The following is a 4372-nucleotide window of genomic DNA, read 5'->3' on the forward strand; positions in this document are numbered from 1 at the left end:
GTCGTCGTTGCGCTTCAAGACCAACAATGTGTCGGGCAAGGTCGGCGTCGACTACAAGCTTGGCCACGGTAACATGGTCTACGCCAACTATTCGCGCGGTTACCGCGCGCGCAGCTTCAATGCTCAGGCGTTTTTCGACCCGTCCGAACTGTCGGTCGCCCAGCCCGAAGCGGTCGATGCCTATGAGGTCGGTGCCAAAACCCAGTTTCTCGACCGCCGGGTGACGCTCAACGTCGCCGCTTTCTATTACGGCTATAAGAACCAGCAATTCATCAACATCAGTCCGCTGACCGGCGCCCAGACGCTCGAGAACATCCCCAAGTCGCGGATCATGGGCGGCGAGGCCGAACTGACCGCGCGCGTGTCCCCGGCATTGACCCTGCGCGCCGGGCTCGGCCTGCTCGATGCCAAGATCAAGCAGGGCATCGTCAACGGGGTCGACGTCGCCGGCCACACCCTGTCCAACGCGCCCAAGCTGACCTTCAACGGCGGGATCGACGCCACGCTGATCGACGGCCCCGCCGGCAAGGTCAGCGCCCACGCCGACGTCGCCTATGCCTCGAGCCAATATTTCGAAGTGATCAACATTCCCCGCCTGCAGCAAAAGGCCTATGCCCTGCTCAGCGGCCACCTCGACTGGGAGTCGCGCAACCATCGCTTCAACGCCTCACTGTGGGGCAAGAATTTGACCGACCATTTCTACTTCACGTCGCGCGTTGACCTGCTGGCCGGGTTTGGCTTCGACTATAATCACGTCAGCACGCCGCGCACCTACGGCGTCACCGCCGGCGTCAAATTCTGATGTCTCCGCAGAGTTTCAAAGGAACGTCCCATGACTGAGTATAAGCTTCTTATCGGCGGCAAACTGGTGGCGGGCGAGATGACGATGGACGTCATCAATCCGGCGACCGAGGAAGTGCTCGCGACCTGCCCGCGCGCATCCCCGGCCCAGCTCGACGACGCCGTCGCCGCTGCCAATGCCGCGTTCAAGGGCTGGGCGAAGACCCCGATCGAGGACCGCCGCGCGTGCGTCATGAAACTGGCCGACGCGATCGACGCCAACGCCGCCGACCTGGCGCGTCTGCTGACCCAGGAACAAGGCAAGCCGCTCGCCGAATCGAGCGCCGAAATGGCCTACACCGCGGCCTTCCTGCGCTACCTCGCCGGGCTCGAGCTGACCAACAAGATCATCGAGGACAATGACAATCGCCGGGTCGAGCAACGCCGCAAACCGCTCGGCGTCGTTGGCCTGATCATCCCGTGGAACTTCCCGGTTCTGATCGTCGCGTTCAAGCTGCCTTCCGCGCTGCTCGCCGGCAATACGGTGATCATCAAGCCGGCGCCGACGACGCCGCTGACGACGCTCAGGATCGGTGAATTGTGCGCCGACATCTTCCCCGCCGGCGTGGTCAATATCGTCACCGACCAGAACGACCTCGGCTCGCACATGACCGCGCATCCGGGCATCGCCAAGATCAGCTTCACCGGCTCGACCGAGACCGGGAAGAAGGTCATGGCCGGCGCCGCCTCGACGATCAAGCGCATCACCCTCGAACTCGGCGGCAACGACGCCGCGATCGTGATGGGCGATGTCGATCCCAAGGTCGTCGCCCCGGGCATCTTCGGCGGCGCGACGATGAACGCCGGTCAAGTCTGCCTCGCAATCAAACGCGTCTATGCGCATGATTCAATCTATGACGAATTGTGCAGCGAACTCGGCAAGCTCGCCGACAGCGCGGTGGTCGACGACGGTCTCAAGCAGGGCGCGCAGATCGGCCCGCTGCAGAACAAGATGCAATATGAAAAAGTGAAAACCTTCCTCGCCGATGCGCATGCCAACGGCACGATCGTCGCCGGTGGCCAGGTCGAGGATCGTCCCGGCTATTTCATCCGCCCGACCATCGTCCGCGACATCACTGATGGCACGAAACTCGTTGACGAGGAGCAGTTTGGACCGATCCTGCCGATCATCCGCTTCACCGACGTCGAGGACGCGATGGAGCGCGCCAATTCGTCGCCATGGGGCCTCGGTGGGTCGGTCTGGACGAACGACCGCGACAAGGCTTACGAGCTCGCGTGCGAGATGGAGTCGGGCACGGTGTGGATCAACAAGCACCTCGATTTCGGCCCCAACATCCCGTTCGGCGGCGCCAAGCAATCGGGCATCGGGGTTGAGTTCGCGGAGGAAGGGCTGCACGAGTTCACCCAGTTGCAGGTGATCAACGAGGCCCGATGAGCCCTGACCGCATCCCGGCGCCCAGCTTAGCCGTCGGCCCGACCGAACCGCCGCTGCTGACCGGAACGATCGGCGCGGCGCTCGACCGGGCAGCGGAACGCTGGCCCGACGGGCTGGCGCTGGTGTCGCGGCATCAGGACATTCGCCTGAGCTGGGCCGAGCTCAACGCCGAGGTCGACCGCATCGCCTGCGGGCTCGTCGCGCAAGGCCTCGAACCGGGCGAACGGGTCGGCATCTGGAGCCCCAACCGCGCCGAATGGACCATCGTCCAGCTCGCGACCGCCAAGGCCGGACTGATCCTCGTCACGATCAACCCCGCCTATCGTACCGGCGAGGTCGAATATGCCCTGCGCAAGGTCGGCTGCGCGGCGCTGGTCCTGGCCCCCTCGTTCCGCGGCAGCGACTATGTCGCGATGCTGCGAGAGATCGGCCCCGCCGCCCTCCCATCACTTCGCCTGCTGGTCTCGCTCGGCGAGGAGCGGTTCGACGGCTTCTTGCCGTGGGCCGAGCTCGCCCGTCCCGCTGACTCCGCCATGCTCGCGTTGATCGCCGGCAATCTCGATCCCGCCGACCCGATCAACATCCAGTTCACCAGCGGCACCACCGGCTCGCCCAAGGGCGCAACCCTGTCGCACCGCAACATCCTCAACAACGGCTATTTCGCCGGCCGCCAGATCCGCCTGACCCCGGCCGACCGCATCTGCATCCCCGTCCCGCTCTACCATTGCTTCGGCATGGTGCTCGGCAACCTCGCCGCGCTGACCAGCGGCGCGGCGATGGTCTATCCGGGCGACGCGTTCGACCCGCTCCGCACCCTCGAAGCCTGCGCCGCCGAGCGCTGCACCGCGCTCTATGGCGTGCCGACAATGATGATCGCGATCCTCAACTACCCCGACTTCGAGCGGTTCGACGTATCGAGCCTGCGCACCGGGATCATGGCCGGGTCACCCTGCCCGGTGACGACAATGGGCGAAGTGATGGAGCGCCTCCACATGACCGAGGTCACCATCGGCTACGGCATGACCGAAACCAGCCCGCTGACCACCCAGACCGCGATCGAGGACAGCGTCGCCGAGCGTGTCGCGACCGTCGGCCGGGTCCACCCCCACGCCCAGGCGAAGATCGTCGACGAAGCCGGAGCGATCGTCCCGCGCGGTACCCAGGGAGAATATTGCTCGCGCGGCTACGCGGTCATGCTCGGCTATTGGGACGACCCCGCGCGCACCGCCGAGGCGATCGACGCCGACGGCTGGATGCATAGCGGCGATCTCGCGACGATGGACGAGGCCGGGTACATCCGCATCACCGGCCGCATCAAGGACATGATCATTCGCGGCGGCGAGAATATCTATCCGCGCGAGGTCGAGGAACATCTCCTCACCCACGACCGCGTCGCCGACGTGCAAGTGTTCGGCATCGCCCACGAAACCTATGGCGAGGAAGTCTGCGCGTGGGTCATCCCCAAGCCCGGCCACGCGCTCACCCCGGAAGAAATCGTCGCCCACTGCAAGGGCCGCATCGCCCACTACAAGGTGCCGCGCGAAGTACGGATCGTCGACGCCTTTCCGATGACCGTCACCGGCAAGGCACAGAAGTTCGAAATGCGGAAGATCATGGAATCGCGAGATGACCCCGCCGCATAACGCGTCGGCCGCTTGGCCGCACTCAGTCGGCACGAGCCGGCCGCTCGGCGATTGAATCGGCATCATGACGAAAAAGGGCTCAATATCTACGGTTACGCAAACGGGGACCCGGCAAACAACACTGATCCGTCTGGGCTGGATCCGTCCACCGGTGGTGTTGTGCAAGGCGGTGGTGCAATCGTTGCTAAACCAGTGCAGCAAAGTATGAAGTCGAAGAACCATCAGTGCATCAATGCTGACGGTACAGGTTCCGGAAGTAAAACGGGCTCTGGACATCCACATCAACGTGTCGCTGGCGCGGGTTGCGGGGTGACGACAGCGTCTTGCGCTGCGTTTCCGGTTCGCGCTTCTCGCTAGTGGATTGATTCCAACGTTTGGTGCCCCCGCCTGACGGCGGCGATGATTTTGTCGGGATCGGCCTTCCAGACGAACGGGCGTGGCTCCTCGTTATGCTCCTTGATGAAGCGGTTGATCGCGGCCTGAAGGTCGACGA

The 4372-nt window shown here is 64.2% G+C and carries 3 protein-coding genes and 1 pseudogene; 3 read left to right on the plus strand and 1 reads right to left on the minus strand.

The window, feature by feature from the left end:
- From Q0R27_RS09055 to Q0R27_RS09065, 3 genes are all read left to right on the plus strand, one after another.
- A partial coding sequence (locus tag Q0R27_RS09055; protein WP_293943542.1) for a TonB-dependent receptor occupies positions 1 to 802 on the plus strand: 802 nt, incomplete at its 5' end.
- Positions 803 to 832: 30 nt separating this feature from the next.
- Positions 833 to 2236, plus strand: coding sequence for an aldehyde dehydrogenase family protein (locus Q0R27_RS09060; protein WP_293943544.1), 1404 nt, complete (start codon positions 833 to 835; stop codon positions 2234 to 2236).
- A complete protein-coding gene (locus Q0R27_RS09065) occupies positions 2233 to 3879 on the plus strand; it encodes an AMP-binding protein (RefSeq protein WP_293943546.1) in 1647 nt (548 codons plus the stop codon). Before Q0R27_RS09060 ends, Q0R27_RS09065 begins: the two co-directional genes overlap by 4 nt.
- 353 nt (positions 3880 to 4232) lie before the next feature.
- On the opposite strand, the pseudogene Q0R27_RS09070 reads toward Q0R27_RS09065, so the two are convergent.
- Positions 4233 to 4372, minus strand: a pseudogene (locus Q0R27_RS09070) (IS630 family transposase); the annotation flags it as partial.

Source organism: Sphingomonas sp., assembly GCF_025362505.1.
In the GTDB taxonomy this organism is placed as follows: domain Bacteria; phylum Pseudomonadota; class Alphaproteobacteria; order Sphingomonadales; family Sphingomonadaceae; genus Sphingomicrobium.

What these genes read in the sequence shown, in the direction of transcription:
- Q0R27_RS09065 (WP_293943546.1), top strand. Translation starts at nt 2,233, where the DNA reads ATGAGCCCTGACCGCATCCCGGCGCCCAGCTTAGCCGTCGGCCCGACC.
- Q0R27_RS09060 (WP_293943544.1), top strand. Translation starts at nt 833, where the DNA reads ATGACTGAGTATAAGCTTCTTATCGGCGGCAAACTGGTGGCGGGCGAG.